General features: G+C 43.3%; 11 protein-coding genes. 6 read left to right on the top strand and 5 right to left on the bottom strand.

Annotated elements, in window-relative coordinates:
• The first annotated feature begins 16 nt into the window (after window positions 1-16).
• The 3 genes from K6V21_RS13030 to K6V21_RS13020 are packed head-to-tail and all read left to right on the top strand — an operon-like array spanning window position 17 to window position 2,898.
• On the top strand, window positions 17-1,171 hold the full coding sequence (locus K6V21_RS13030; protein ID WP_217716352.1) for an HlyD family efflux transporter periplasmic adaptor subunit: 1,155 nt from the start codon (window positions 17-19) through the stop codon (window positions 1,169-1,171).
• Between the two features lie 25 nt (window positions 1,172-1,196).
• Window positions 1,197-1,409 carry a hypothetical protein gene (locus K6V21_RS13025; RefSeq protein WP_118295121.1) on the top strand — a complete coding sequence of 71 codons (213 nt, stop codon included), beginning with the start codon at window positions 1,197-1,199 and terminating at the stop codon, window positions 1,407-1,409.
• Complete coding sequence (locus K6V21_RS13020) at window positions 1,402-2,898, top strand: radical SAM protein (protein ID WP_309493904.1); 1,497 nt, start codon at window positions 1,402-1,404, stop codon at window positions 2,896-2,898. Before K6V21_RS13025 ends, K6V21_RS13020 begins: the two co-directional genes overlap by 8 nt.
• Window positions 2,899-2,970: 72 nt before the next feature.
• Here K6V21_RS13020 and K6V21_RS13015 read toward each other — a convergent pair whose 3' ends face one another.
• Window positions 2,971-3,975 carry a class II fructose-bisphosphate aldolase gene (locus K6V21_RS13015; RefSeq protein ID WP_007212863.1) on the bottom strand — a complete coding sequence of 335 codons (1,005 nt, stop codon included), beginning with the start codon at window positions 3,973-3,975 and terminating at the stop codon, window positions 2,971-2,973.
• Window positions 3,976-4,256: 281 nt separating this feature from the next.
• Window positions 4,257-5,264: an endonuclease/exonuclease/phosphatase family protein gene (locus tag K6V21_RS13010; RefSeq protein ID WP_118295123.1), complete on the bottom strand. Its 1,008-nt coding sequence runs from the start codon at window positions 5,262-5,264 to the stop codon at window positions 4,257-4,259.
• A 259-nt stretch (window positions 5,265-5,523) separates the two neighbouring features.
• Here K6V21_RS13010 and K6V21_RS13005 point away from each other — a divergent pair, with 259 nt between their 5' ends.
• The 3 genes from K6V21_RS13005 (at window position 5,524) to K6V21_RS12995 (ending at window position 9,551) form a co-directional block, all read left to right on the top strand.
• Complete coding sequence (locus K6V21_RS13005) at window positions 5,524-5,778, top strand: type B 50S ribosomal protein L31 (RefSeq protein ID WP_007212861.1); 255 nt, start codon at window positions 5,524-5,526, stop codon at window positions 5,776-5,778.
• 140 nt (window positions 5,779-5,918) lie between these two features.
• On the top strand, window positions 5,919-7,898 hold the full coding sequence (locus K6V21_RS13000; RefSeq protein ID WP_224318869.1) for a sensor histidine kinase: 1,980 nt from the start codon (window positions 5,919-5,921) through the stop codon (window positions 7,896-7,898).
• Window positions 7,899-8,030: 132 nt separating this feature from the next.
• Window positions 8,031-9,551: a M48 family metallopeptidase gene (locus tag K6V21_RS12995; protein WP_118295125.1), complete on the top strand. Its 1,521-nt coding sequence runs from the start codon at window positions 8,031-8,033 to the stop codon at window positions 9,549-9,551.
• Window positions 9,552-9,636: 85 nt separating this feature from the next.
• On the opposite strand, the gene gcvT is transcribed toward K6V21_RS12995, so the two are convergent.
• From gcvT to K6V21_RS12980, 3 genes are all read right to left on the bottom strand, one after another.
• Entirely contained in the window at window positions 9,637-10,722 is a 1,086-nt protein-coding gene (gcvT, locus tag K6V21_RS12990; protein ID WP_217716346.1) for a glycine cleavage system aminomethyltransferase GcvT, read from the bottom strand.
• Between the two features lie 16 nt (window positions 10,723-10,738).
• Complete coding sequence (gene pepT / locus K6V21_RS12985) at window positions 10,739-11,962, bottom strand: peptidase T (protein ID WP_118295127.1); 1,224 nt, start codon at window positions 11,960-11,962, stop codon at window positions 10,739-10,741.
• Window positions 11,963-12,121: 159 nt separating this feature from the next.
• The gene (locus K6V21_RS12980) at window positions 12,122-13,534 is read right to left on the bottom strand and encodes an amidophosphoribosyltransferase (RefSeq protein ID WP_224318868.1); all 1,413 of its coding nucleotides are present in this window, start codon (window positions 13,532-13,534) and stop codon (window positions 12,122-12,124) included.
• Between the last annotated feature and the right edge of the window lie 88 nt (window positions 13,535-13,622).

The raw sequence follows: 13,622 nt of genomic DNA, 5'->3' as shown, positions 1-13,622 counted from the left end.
ACAAAAAAAACACCTCATGGAAGAAATCTATAAACCGGAAAACAACGAGGCCGACAAAGTGGAACTGTACAGCCGCGAGAACAACGACATACTGGGCGATATGCCCAACTGGCTGATACATACGGGAAGCCACATCATCTACGGGTTGATAGTACTATTGATAACCTTCGCCGCCCTGTTCTCGTATCCGGACACTGTGAGGACAGGCATAGCCATCGACGACCTATCGAAGACAGCATGGATAACGGCAAACCAATCGGGGATAATAGACCGTTTCTTCGTAGAAGACCGGCAAAAGGTGAAACTCAACGACACACTGGGCATTCTGCGCAACACAGCCTCCATGCAGGATGTGAAAAGATTCTGCCGGGTACTGGGAGACGTGGAAACATATTACCGCACCAACGACATAAAATATTTGAATAGTTTTCCATTCGACCTCATCATGGGAGAAATGACCGGTGCTTACGGGCAGTTCACAAATGCCGTGCGCACCTGCCTGATTTATGACGAATTTGACATATTCCGGCAAAAGGAAGGATTCCTGAAAGAGGAACTGGCATTGCTGAATAAGCAGCCGGAAAAGAATGAAATGAATATACTGAACACCAGACGGCAGCTATTCGACCTGAGAATGGAACACAAAAAGGAAGTAGCACTGAACCGGAGAGCCTTGGAACTGGCATACGAGAATATGATAAACAGCCTGAAAATATGGGAAGCCAAATACTTAATTAAAAGCAGCAGCAACGGAACGGTGATACTGGGAAAAAGCTGGGGGATAAGCAATGTGATAAATGAAGGCGATACGGTTTGTTCTGTGATATCAGAACAAAAGGGGCAACCGATAGGACGCATCAAACTCTCACAGGAAGATGTGGCGGAAATAGCCCCCGGCGATAAAGTGAACATCGAGTTAAGCAAATATCCGGCACATACTTACGGGTATCTCACCGGTGAAGTAGCTTCAATAGCGTATGTGCCCTACAGCAAAAACTACGCAGTGGAAATCAATTTTCCCCACGGACTGAATACGACCACCAAAGATGAGATAGAATATGAGATAGGTCTCTCCGGCAAAGCCGAAATCATCACTTCGGACCGGAGTATACTCAGCCGCGTCTTCACCCCGCTATACAGGCTGTTGAAACAGCCGGAGAAACAAACTTAATAGTAACCTCTAAACATTTGACATCATGAAAACTAAAAATTCCGGAAAGAGCAACGATCAGCAACACGGAGCAAGCAAGGACGAAAACTGCTCTCAGGAAGAGTTGCTGAACATGGACGAACTGTTCGACCTGCAAGGTGGAATAGATGAAAAGCTTCAGGGAAATTGTGGCCTGGGCTGCTTCACAGGTGCCGTCTTCAATGAAAGCATCGGTGACAAAGACATCAAAAGTGAATGATGTATATGTGCTTAATCCCAATTATGGATTAAGGGACGATATATATCGGTTCATCCTGTTTTCCAAAACAAACATCAGGGGAGTTGCCTCGCCGGACTGGATGTCTTTTATCCATCCCGCCCACGCGGCAATGCTCAGTTTCTTTACCCACAAACGGAGTCTGGCTGAGAACTGGCAACTACTGGCACGCTTCTTTCACTGCGACGTATTGAAAACCGAAAAACTGATGCTGCCTTTTATAGAGAACCGGGAAGCGTTCTTCACCACATGGAACGGACGGGAAATATGTTTTCCCAGACAACTGATCATACCTATTGAAAAAGCAGGAACAGAATATCACTACAAAAACCTATTTCCCTGCAATCCTACGGGTACGACAGTCGACACATATACCAGACGGCTATATTCCGGTCCGTTGACGCTGACGTTAATGCTGACCAACCGCTGCATGACTCACTGCCGGTATTGCTATGCCGACACCCGCACACAAGTGCAAAGCGTGCTGACAACTTCCCGTATTCTGGAATTGATACGGGAAGCAGCAACATTGCCCGTGCAACAAATCAATCTGATAGGCGGAGAAATATTTCTGCACAAAGACTGGGACATCATCCTTACGGAACTGGTGAAGTGTGGCATAGAACCTGAATTCATATCCACCAAAATGCCATTCAATGCCGAATGTCTGCAAAAGCTGAAACAAACCGGGTATAAGAACATCATACAGGTGTCATTAGATGCCATCGATGCCATGGTATTAAATCAGTCTTTATCCGTCAGCAAATCCTACGCCAAACAGATGATGCAAGGACTCCGGATGCTCGATCAAAGCGATTTGCCATACCAAGTGTCTTCTGTACTGACAACCTATAATTGTAACCGCCAGATTCTTAGTGAGCTGTTTCAATTCCTCTCAACCCTGAAGAACCTGCAAGACTGGCGTCTCACTCCGGTCAGTAACTCTATCACCACAAACTACCGGAGCTTTGCCGAACTAAAGCCTTCACATCAGGAGATTAGCGATATTTTCCGCTTCTTACAAGAATCGGTCGCCCTCAATGCGCATTTCAGGATTATCCTGAACCAAGGTGCAATAAAGAAACAGTATTACTCGGACGAAGGAGGAAGCATGCAGTTTAGCGGTGCCACCTGCTCTGCACTCAACAACCATTTATTCATTCTCCCGGACGGGAAGGTCACTATTTGCGAACAACTGTACTGGAACTCCCGGTTCATTATCGGGGATGCAAGGGAATCTGGCTTGAAAGACATCTGGAAATCGGAGAAGACGCTGCATCTCTGCAACCTTTCCCGCAACGATATCGGGAATCATAGCCGATGCCGTACTTGCATCTGTTTTGAAGATTGCTTTAAATACGGAAACCGGTGCTGGAGCGATATCATCAAGGCATACGGCAAAGAGTGTTGGGATTATCCCGATCCGAGATGCGCCTTTGCCCCGGAAATGACCAATAGACTTGATTACTAAAGGAACTGATCAAAAAAAGGCTGCCCTTTTTTCAAGAGCAGCCTTCCTATTTAGAATTTTAAAATTCGTGGATTATTCAGCCAATTTACCGTCTGAACCAAGCACGTTGATAATCTTATGCATGTACATCTTTTCCATGTTGTCACGAGCCGGGCCAAGATACTTACGCGGGTCAAACTCAGCCGGTTTTTCTGCGAATACCTTACGGATAGCAGCAGTCATAGCCAGACGAGAGTCTGAGTCGATGTTGATCTTGCAAACTGCAGACTTAGCAGCCTTACGCAGTTCTTCTTCAGGAATACCGATAGCTGCTTCCAGCTTGCCACCAAACTTGTTGATAGTTTCAACTTCTTCCTGAGGAACTGAAGAAGATCCGTGCAGTACGATGGGGAATCCCGGAAGTTTCTCCATTACAGCATCCAATACTTCGAATGCCAAAGGAGGAGGTACCAAACGACCAGTCTTCGGATCTACGTGGCATTGTTCGGGTTTGAACTTGTATGCACCGTGAGAAGTACCGATAGAAATAGCCAAAGAGTCACAACCTGTGCGAGTAGCAAAGTCGATTACTTCTTCAGGGTCAGTATAAGTATGATGTTCAGCAGAAACTTCGTCTTCTACACCAGCCAATACACCAAGTTCGCCTTCTACAGTTACATCAAATTGATGAGCGTAGTCAACTACCTTCTTCGTCAAAGCAACGTTTTCTTCGTAAGGCAGGTGAGAACCGTCGATCATAACTGAAGAGAAGCCCATATCGATACAAGACTTGCAAGTTTCGAATGTATCTCCGTGGTCGAGGTGAAGAACGATTTCAGGGTGTTTGCAACCCAGTTCCTTTGCATATTCTACAGCACCTTCTGCCATGTAACGCAACAATGTCTGGTTAGCATATTGGCGAGCACCTTTAGATACCTGGAGGATTACCGGAGATTTGGTTTCAACAGCAGCCTTTACAATAGCCTGCAACTGTTCCATATTATTAAAGTTGAAAGCCGGGATAGCATATCCACCTTTAATAGCTTTCGCAAACATTTCTCTTGTGTTTACGAGCCCTAAATCTTTGTAATTAATCATTTTGTTTAAAGTTTATTGTTAGTGAATAAAAATTCTACGCAAAAGTAAGCATTATCCTTCAAATGGAAGAACAGGTTGGGAATAAATTATCGTATTATCCCTATTGAAACAATTCTATTTTAAAGCTATTGGATGATTTTAACAGAATATTGTAATCTCTATGTTACAAACTCTTTTCATCTGTAGCCTTTATCAGCCTCTTCTGCATACCTTTATATAGATAACAAAAAAAACGGAAAGCAAGTTTAGCTTCCCGGTCTTCGTTTACACATTATTATATATTACTTTTTCAAATAAATGATAGTGGGTAAATGGTCGCTGTAGCCATTCAACCAAACACGTCCGCCGTGCGTGCGCAAGGGAGAGCCTTTGTACTTGCCATCCTGCTGAAAAAGATACTCACGGATAAAGACTTCATTATGATCGTACTTCAAACCTTTCTTGGCTTTCAGCAAAGGACGGGAGACTACAATCTGGTCGAACAAGTTCCACTTGCCACGATAGAGCAATGTTCCCACACCTTTATCTTCAAGGGTTTCCCACCAGGGATTATAGAATTCGCCTTTTTTCACCTGCTTCGCATACTTGCGTGCACCCAGTGTCGCCATGCTTTCGTCCATAGGATCGTCGTTCATATCCCCCATGACTATCAGCTTCAGTTTCTTGTCCGTACGCATCAGGGAGTCTGTCAATGCCCGTACCTGCTTGGCTGCATGTACACGCACCGGAGACTTAGCTCCACGGGAAGGCCAGTGATTGACGATGAAACAAACGCGTTCGCCTGCCATCTGTCCGTCTACAATAAGGAAGCCACGCGTCAGGTGCACAGTGTCTCCCTCAAAAGGAGTGGAAAGCACCAGTTTGGAATTGGTAACAGTGAATTGTTCCGGATCATAAAGCAAAGCGCAATCAATGCCCCGTTTATCCGGACCTTCGTAATGCACGAATTTATAGTTGGATATAGCCGGCTGGCTTACCAAATCTGTCAGTACCCGGTTGTTTTCAGCTTCGGCTACACCGATAACGGCGGGTCCTCCCGGTACGCGATCGCGCGACACTTCACTCAGGACTTTGGCAAGGTTCTTCAACTTGGCCTCATACTTCTCAGCCGTCCATACATAACTGCCGGAAGGCAAAAATTCAAGGTCGTTCTTACCTGCATCATGAATCGTATCAAACAGGTTCTCAAGATTATAAAACGCAACACTATACAGATCCCGCTCGTTCTGCTGGGCACCTGCCGTAGTGACGCAGAGCCATAGGGAAATTAAGAAAAGTAGCTTCTTCATGCTGAATATAAATTAAAATACCATGCAAAAATCTGAAATAAAAAGCGATAAACCTATTTTTTGAGGGAACTTTTTTCTAATTCAGAGAAATACACTGCCTTTAAACAAAGGTAGACTGCACCTTAAGCAAAAATAAATCAGAATTTATTTTGTATTATCTGCGACTTGCACTATCTTTGCGCTCTGAAAAATAAGACCATTACACTATTTATTACCAAAATAGTAACCGAATATAATAATTAAAAAAACAAATATTGAAATGAAAAAAGGTATTCATCCTGAAAATTACCGTCCGGTAGTATTCAAAGATATGTCTAATGGTGACATGTTCTTGTCTCGTTCAACCGTAAATACGAAAGAAACCATCGAGTTTGAAGGTGAAACTTATCCGTTGGTAAAGATGGAAATCTCTAACACTTCTCACCCGTTCTATACTGGTAAATCTACATTGGTGGATACAGCTGGTCGCGTTGATAAGTTCATGAGCCGCTACGGTGACCGTAAAAAGAAATAATTCTGCTTCATGAAAGCAAAAAAAGGGAGATTTTGAAAAAAGTCTCCCTTTTTTATATACGTACATACACAAATACTGGCAAATTTCTCTATATTTGTATCTCAAAAAAGATTCCCAAAATAGCAGGACAATACTTTGCAATGAGAAACGGTCTGTATCTGATAGTGATACTCTGTACTTTTTTGCTTTCAACACAAACAAAAGCACAGAAAGAAGTGAAATTCAATCAGGATTCCATCCCTCCTGCTTTCTCTAAATTAAAAACCTATTATAACCAGCCGGAAGTATATCTTTCTCACTGGGAAAAGATAAAGAAAGATATCGACAATAAAAAAGGAGATAAGACAACCGATCTATTCTATCTATATAAGGACAGAAATTATTTTCACTACAAACATGGTGATGTAGACAGTATGAAAAAATATACTCCTATCATCAAGGATTTATCGCTCCGTCTCCATAATGAGGCTGAGTATTATAGGAGCTGGAGTCTTTTATGCGCAAATATCATATATTCCAACGCTTCTGAAGATGATATGAGGGAGCTGGATAAGATGTACAATGATGCACTGGACAGGAAAAGCGAAGTGGGACTGGCATTCAGCCTGAATGAAATAGCCAACTTTTATGGAGCAAATAAAAATTATGCCAAAGCCCTGCCATATATTACACAAGCCATGCAATTGTTTGAAAAACTAAAATTCTGGGATGAATATACCCCATTATGTGCCAATTATATGGTAATTCTGATGAGTATGGATAAAAAACAAGAAGCCCAGAATGTATTTTATCATTTAGACTCATTGGCCGATGTATCACTCAACACCTCTACTATCAATATGGATACAGCCCGTATCTTAATGATAAAAGATATGGCTTCAGTAGTATTCACTGAACCTCAGGATACTATCGTTCTACGAAAGTATCTGACTGAAATGGAGAATTTATACCGGAAATCGCCACATGTGAGCCGCATTTATTTATATAGTACTAAAAAAGAATATGCCACTTTAAAAGGTGACTTTGATATATTACTTGCCTATCTGGATTCTTGTGCAGAATATTATCAGAATTCCCACAACATGACAAACCTCAAGAGGATGTATAATAACAAGGCCTCCGCTTTACACCAGTCTCACAGATATGACGAAGCTTATCTTATGCTACGTAAATACGTATCTTTGAGTGATTCATTGTATAAGAATGATACCCAGAAGCAGCTCAATGAATTATCCACCCGCTATAATCTGAATAAACTGGAACTTGAAGCCAGAGACCTGAGTCTGAAAGCTCGCAATATACAATTCTTTTATGCTTGTACCCTGATTGTTGTGTTAGTAGCCGCATTAATCATCGGCATCAAATTCTACCGTCATAAGCTGAAAAACAACCGCTTACTGAGGAAACAAGCTCAGGAACTGCAACAAGCCAATGAGAAGGCACAACAAGCTCAACTCATGAAAACAGCATTCATCCAGAATATGAATCATGAGGTGCGGACACCCCTGAATGCCATTGTAGGTTTCTCCGAGTGCCTTGCAGAAATACCAATGAGTCAGGAAGAAACCAGGGAAATCAGTGCCACTATCAAAAAGAATAGTGATAATCTACTGAAGATCATCAGCGACATGATTTCCATTGCCAATATTGACAGCGGAGACCAGAGATTGACTTATCAGGATATTCCGGTAAACAAGTTTGCAAATAAATTACTTCAGGAAATGAAGGAATATATCCAACCCAAAGTGAAATTTTACTATACCCCATGCCAGACAGACTATATACTTTCGTCTAATGAGGATATCGTACATCAGATACTTATCAATCTGCTACATAATGCACTAAAGTTCACTTCAAGTGGCGAAGTAGAGTTAAGTTATGAGGTAGATAACAAAAATAACAAGTTATACTTCCACGTACGAGACACCGGCATTGGCGTGAAAAGCGAACTAAAAGAAAAAATATTCTCACGATTTTATAAAGTGGATTCTTTTATACCCGGCGCCGGATTAGGATTATCCTTATGCCGGATTCTTGCAGAGCGTATAAAAGCACGGGTATATTTAGACGATACCTACCATGACGGATGTTTATTCACCTTCGAACACCCATTAAAGTAAGATATAAAAATGGAATAGGAAATTCCCTACCTTTTTGTAGGGAAAAGAATAGGGAAGGGAGAAAACTCTTTCCTATTTTTGTATCAGCAATTTTGATAATAAGTCAATAGTACGAACCATAAACGAACCAATATGAAACGTCTTATCACTTTCGTCTTCCTCGCTGTCCTCTTCTCTACAGCAGGATTTGCTGCCAGGCAGAAAGACTTGAGCGGCCCAATTGCCATAAAAGGCGAACTACAACAACAGTATGAGAATTTTCCTGCCGGCACTCCCGTAGTGATCCGCAAGGTAGTGAAAATGAAATCGGCAGAACAACTAGGCTCCGATGTTTTCTATGCAACCGAAATCAACGGTATGCAATTTGCGGTACCTTCTTCTGCCCTGAAAACCATTAAACTCTCACCTCCCGAAACCAATCAGGAGTTTTGGCAGCAAACCTATCTGAAGCAACATCTGTATGAATATTTCAGCGAACGCGGATATAACTCTAAGTTGCGCAAGGAAGTGGACGAAGAATGCCGGGATTACCTGTACAAGCTGGAAGAGATCGGCTATGAGGATGATTTCATCACTTCATACGTACAGAATATCTTTGCGAAACTGACTGCCACCGGCATCGATCCCAACCGCAGTGAAAGGTTGAATGTACGCATCATCCAGTCGCCCGAACCGGATGCTTACATGCTGCCCAACGGAACAATGCTGATTAGTACCGGCCTGCTCTGCACACTTGATTCGGAGGATGAACTTGCCGCCATTATTGCCAATGAGATGTCTCATTTCGTACTGGACCATCAGATTAATAACATCTACCGTGCTGAACGCCGTGCCAAGCGGGCAGCTTTTTGGGGAACGGTTCTTGCCGTCACTGCCGAAGTAGCCCTGGAAGTGGCATACTGGGATGACGATGATACAGCTTTAGGTGTAGGTGCTGTTGCCAGCATCGGAAGCGTTGCCGCCCTGCTGAATGTAAATGTAGTGAATCGCCTGGGAATGAATTACAAGAATAACCAGGAATACGCAGCCGACCGGGTTGCACGTGAGTTATTGGAATTCAAGGGGATGAATCCCGATGGATTGGCGTCTGCACTTTCCAAAGTCATCGGGTACTATAATATACAGCAACGCGGTCATAAGCTGCTTCGCTACGGCAGCATCGACAACCTGAAAAAGCGAATAGACAAAGCCGACCAAGCGGAAAATCAAATCAGTCATCCTTATCTCAAAGCGACATCGGACGTAGTAACTTTCAACGCAGCCATGAATATGGCAGACCAACGGTATGAAGAAGCCGGAAGATTAATACAGAAGAATATCAATAACAATCTGGCCACCGACCATGATTACGTTATCTTAGCAAAATCACGGATGGCGCTTTACAACACAGAAGAGGTAAACGAAGAATGTGCCACCCTGCTTTGGAAAGCCAAAGAATTAGCAGGAGACAGTCCGAATCTTGACATATATAAACAGGAAATTCTATTGCTAATGCGCATGAATAAACAGGCTAAAGCCGCCGGCACATTGAAGGAATATCTGGAATTACTTTCCCGGTATCAGGAACAAGGAATGCAAGGAGAAGAGGAAGAATGGACAAGCAAAGAAATAGCTTGGGCTAATCAATTATTAGATAAGATCAGCAGACTATAAAGAAAAGAATGTTATAAAGTCTTTCTCACCACAGAATTCCAAGACTTGCGCAAATCTTGGAATTCTGTGGTGAGAAAGACTCATCTTATTTACGGAATGGCGGGCGAACCACTACTGCTTTCAGCTTACGTCCACGCATATCAATGCAAATTTCCGTACCTATTTTACTATACTCCGGTTTCACATAGCCCATACCGATACCAATCTTACGAGTAGGTGACATTGTACCTGAAGTTACTACTCCGATAGCTTCGCCTTCTGTATTGAACAGCTCATATCCATGACGGGGAATTCCACGGTCCACCATTTCAAAACCGACCAACTTACGGACAGTACCTTCCGCTTTCTGCTTTTCAAGCATCGGACGATTGATAAAGTTCTTACCTTCAGCAAACTTGGTAATCCATCCCAAACCAGCTTCAATAGGAGATGTCGTATCATCCAGATCATTGCCATACAGGCAGAAGCCCATTTCCAGACGAAGCGTATCGCGTGCACCCAAGCCAATCGGCTTGATACCAAATTCTTCACCTGCTTCAAACACGGCATTCCAAATCTTCATGGCAGCTTCGGGATAGAAGTAAAGCTCAAAACCTCCTGCACCGGTATAGCCGGTATTGGAAATAATCACATCTTTCTCACCGGCAAACTCACCATGCGTAAAGGTGTAATACGGCAGTTCCGACAAGTTTATGCTCGTCAGCTTCTGCAAAGCAAGAATGGCCTTCGGGCCCTGCACGGCAAGTTGAGCCATGTGGTCGGAAGCATTTTCCAGTTCAGCGCCTTCCGTATTGTGCGAAACGCACCAGTTCCAGTCTTTTTCTATATTCGAGGCATTCACTACCAACAGATATTTCTCCGGTTCATAATGATAAACCAGCAAGTCATCTACAATACCGCCTTCTTCGTTGGGAAAACAGGTATATTGCACCTTGCCCGGAATCAGGGCAGCCACATTATTGGAAGTCACTTTCTGAAGAAAAGCCAATGCATTGGGGCCTTTCACCCAGAATTCTCCCATGTGGGAAACGTCGAATACACCCACAGCGTTACAAACTGTGAGGTGTTCATCAATGATACCGGAATATTCTATCGGCATATTATATCCCGCAAACTCATGCATCTTAGCACCCAGCGAGATATGTTTTTCTGTAAACGGAGTGGTTTTCATGTCTTAAGGTATTAAATTATTTTATAGCAACAAGTTCGGCAATCTTCACGATGACCTTCATCGCTTTCTCCATATTCTGGATAGGAGCGAATTCATATCGTCCATGGAAGTTCAGACCACCTGCAAAGATATTGGGGCAAGGCAAACCTTTGAAAGAAAGCTGCGCGCCATCCGTACCACCACGGATAGGTTTCACATTCGGTTTCACACCTACAGCCTCCATTGCGGCAAAAGCCGTATCAATGATATGCATTACCGGTTCAATCTTCTCACGCATATTATAGTATTGGTCACGGAGTTCAAGCGTTGCCGTACCTTCACCATATTCAGCATTGATTTCACTGACAAAGCGTTCTATTTTCTTCTTGCGGCTCTCGAAACGTGCACGGTCATGATCACGGATAATATAAGCCACTGTAGTCTGCTCTACATCGCCGTTGAAACTGATGAGATGGTAGAAACCCTCGTAACCTTCAGTATGTTCGGGCGTTTCATGAGCAGGTAACATCGCACAGAAACGGTTGGCTACACGAATTGAATTAATCATCTTATTTTTGGCATAACCCGGATGCACATTGCGACCTTTGAAGGTGATTTTAGCAGATGCCGCATTGAAGTTTTCAAACTCCAACTCTCCTACTTCACCGCCATCCATTGTGTAAGCCCAGTCGCAACCGAACTTCTCCACATCGAATTTATGTGCGCCCAATCCTATTTCCTCATCCGGATTGAAACCAATACGAATCTTGCCATGCTTGATTTCAGGATGCTCTTTCAAATACACTATCGCAGAAACGATTTCGGCAATACCTGCTTTATCATCTGCTCCCAACAATGTCTTGCCATTGGTCACGATCAGGTCTTCACCTTTATGATCCAGCAGCTCGGGGAACTGAGACGGAGAAAGAACTACATTTTCTTCCGCACAGAGCACGATGTCCGAACCGTCATAGTTTTGAACAATGCGGGGAGATACATCTTTGCCACTCATATCGGGACTGGTGTCCATGTGGGCGATAAAACCAATAGTAGGTACCGGCTTATCGATATTTGCCGGAAGTGTGGCAAACAAATAGCCATGCTCATCCAACGTTATGTCTTCCAAACCTAAAGACTCTAATTCTTCTTTCAGATATTTGGCAAATACCATTTGCCCCGGAGTACTTGGAGTCACCTCTGTCTCTTCACTGGACTGGGTGTCGAAGCTTACATACTTCAAAAAACGTTCTACTAAAGCCATATTATTTATGATTTACGATTTATGATTTATGATCGAGAACATAAACTACCAATTATCTATCAACAGTAGTCAATAGTTCTGCCGTAAAGGTAGAAAAAGGGGCGTGAACTGCCAAGCAATTCACGCCCCTTTTTACAAAATGTTAGTATTTAGAGTTACTTAAAAGCAACTACTTCCATCAAAACAATGTGTACAAACCTTACATTTCGGCAATCCGATGGACTCGATGAGAGTTTCCAGAGTATTAAACTTCAAAGTTGTAAGGCCAAAGCGTTCGGCAATAATGCTGACCATCTTCTCATATTCCGGAGAACCGGTAGTGGCATATTTCTCCAGATTCTTGTCTGCATCTCCCTCCAGTTCTGCGATAATACGGCGTGTAATCAATTCCAACGGGCTCTTGGATGCCGTGAAACCTACAAACGGACAAGCATAAATCAACGGTGGACAAGCAATGCGGATATGTACTTCTTTGGCACCATATTCATACAGTACCTTCACATTATCCCGTAATTGTGTGCCCCGTACTATGGAGTCGTCACAGAACAATAAGCGCTTACCTTCCAGCATGGCACGGTTCGGTATCAGTTTCATCTTCGCCACTAATGAGCGCATCTCCTGCTTACTGGGAGTGAAGCTGCGCGGCCATGTCGGTGTATATTTAGAAATGGCACGATGATAAGGAACTCCTTTTCCTTCGGCATAGCCCAAAGCCATACCTACACCGGAATCAGGAATACCGCAAGCACAATCTACTTCAGAATCATCGCTCTGTCCCATCTTCAAACCACTGGTAAAACGTACCTCCTCTACATTGCGACCTTCATAGCAGGAAGTAGGAAAACCGTAATATACCCACAGGAAAGAACAAATCTGCATCTTTTCCTCCGGCTTCCGCAGTTGTTCCACTCCATCGGCAGTCAAACGAACAATCTCTCCCGGACCGAGATAGCGGTCTATTTCATAATCCAGATTCGGGAAACTGCTTGACTCACTGGTTGCAGCATATGCCCCTTCTTTCCGGCCAATTACAATCGGAGTGCGTCCCCACTTGTCACGAGCTGCAATGATACTGCCATCTTCTGATAACAGCAGCATAGAGCAAGAACCTTTGACACGGCGGTAAACATTTTCTATACCTTCTACGAAAGTTTTTCCTTGTATGATGAGTAGTGAGATAAGCTCGGTTTGATTGGTATTGCCTGAACTCAGTTCGGCGAAATGCATATTTTTGGAAAGTAGCTCTGCTTCTATTTCTTCCAGATTCACAATTTTGGCTACTGTTACAATGGCGAAGCGTCCGAGGTGGGAGTTAATGATGATGGGTTGCGGGTCTGTGTCGCTGATGATTCCTATTCCGACATTTCCTTTAAACTTATCCAGTTCGTCTTCAAACTTGGTTCGGAAATAAGTGCTCTCCAGGTTATGAATGGATCGGGCAAACATGCCCTCTTCTGCATCATACGTGGCAAGTCCGCCCCGCTTAGTTCCTAAATGTGAATTATAATCTGTACCGTAAAATAAATCCGTCACACAGCTCGCTTTGGAGACTGTCCCGAAAAATCCTCCCATAAATCCTATTATTTATTATTGATTTTAGTATTGACGGGCACAAAGGTACAAAGAAGTTTCTTCTCCACGTTACTTTCCTACGAGACAA

It is taken from the genome of Bacteroides cellulosilyticus (assembly GCF_020091405.1).
Classification (GTDB): domain Bacteria; phylum Bacteroidota; class Bacteroidia; order Bacteroidales; family Bacteroidaceae; genus Bacteroides.
Note: the sequence above shows the minus strand (reverse complement) of the source record. Positions and strands in the feature narration are given on the sequence as shown.

Excerpts from the sequence above, each read along its gene's own strand:
- K6V21_RS12995 (WP_118295125.1), top strand. The coding sequence starts at position 8,031 with ATGAAACGTCTTATCACTTTCGTCTTCCTCGCTGTCCTCTTCTCTACA.
- K6V21_RS13025 (WP_118295121.1), top strand. The coding sequence starts at position 1,197 with ATGAAAACTAAAAATTCCGGAAAGAGCAACGATCAGCAACACGGAGCA.
- K6V21_RS13015 (WP_007212863.1), bottom strand. The coding sequence starts at position 3,975 with ATGATTAATTACAAAGATTTAGGGCTCGTAAACACAAGAGAAATGTTT.
- gcvT (WP_217716346.1), bottom strand. The coding sequence starts at position 10,722 with ATGAAAACCACTCCGTTTACAGAAAAACATATCTCGCTGGGTGCTAAG.
- K6V21_RS12980 (WP_224318868.1), bottom strand. The coding sequence starts at position 13,534 with ATGGGAGGATTTTTCGGGACAGTCTCCAAAGCGAGCTGTGTGACGGAT.
- K6V21_RS13000 (WP_224318869.1), top strand. The coding sequence starts at position 5,919 with ATGAGAAACGGTCTGTATCTGATAGTGATACTCTGTACTTTTTTGCTT.
- K6V21_RS13005 (WP_007212861.1), top strand. The coding sequence starts at position 5,524 with ATGAAAAAAGGTATTCATCCTGAAAATTACCGTCCGGTAGTATTCAAA.
- pepT (WP_118295127.1), bottom strand. The coding sequence starts at position 11,962 with ATGGCTTTAGTAGAACGTTTTTTGAAGTATGTAAGCTTCGACACCCAG.
- K6V21_RS13030 (WP_217716352.1), top strand. The coding sequence starts at position 17 with ATGGAAGAAATCTATAAACCGGAAAACAACGAGGCCGACAAAGTGGAA.
- K6V21_RS13010 (WP_118295123.1), bottom strand. The coding sequence starts at position 5,264 with ATGAAGAAGCTACTTTTCTTAATTTCCCTATGGCTCTGCGTCACTACG.